The sequence below is a fragment of the Halomonas sp. AOP30-A1-24 genome (assembly GCF_052378165.1).
Taxonomy (GTDB): Bacteria; Pseudomonadota; Gammaproteobacteria; order Pseudomonadales; family Halomonadaceae; genus Vreelandella; species Vreelandella citrativorans.
Window position 1 is genome coordinate 1 of sequence record NZ_JBQSXL010000097.1, and the last position, 586, is coordinate 586.

Here is a 586-nt window from a genome sequence, read left to right on the forward strand (position 1 = left end):
TTTGAAAGGCGATCAGGCTGGCAGCAGCCCATCTGCATCGGCAACTTGCGTTAGTACAAAAGGGTTATTTCTCCAATAACTAAAAAGGAATTCCTTAGTAGCACGCGACGGTGCGACCAAGGCACTATTAAAGGCTGACAATTCGGGTCCATATACCGGACCACGTAAAGCTTTCACCTCCACTGTCTTTGGTCGCGAGACCGCCGGCCTTGCTGAGTTCATCGCCTCCCAGCCTTCTAATTTAGTGCCGAAGAAACCTACTATGCATCGAAGAGCAGAATCAATTGTGTATTGAAAAAGCCATACCTGTCGCTCTGCCTCCAGTGCTCAGCTTTAGCCTAGTACTACTGTGTCATAAATAGACATGTTATCAATACGTATTGTGTCCTCTGTATAGCGATTTCGCATTATGGTAAACGACGCACTTCACGACCGCTTCGAGACGTATCTTGATGAGCTAGCGCCTCGCCTGGGCCATGCTGATCGGGTGCAAGGTTTTCAGGATTACTGTCGTGGCTTGATGCTGCCGCTGAAACGCAAGAGTATCGAGCCCATCGCCGCCAGTGTCGATCCGTATAACGTTCAG

Annotated in this window: 1 protein-coding gene; it reads left to right on the forward strand. The window is 49.3% G+C overall.

Translation table 11 applies throughout. The annotated features are described in order from the left end of the window. Window positions 1-409: 409 nt before the first annotated feature. On the forward strand, window positions 410-586 hold a 177-nt coding region (locus tag ACT3TJ_RS18035; RefSeq protein ID WP_444615256.1), incomplete at its 3' end, for a transposase.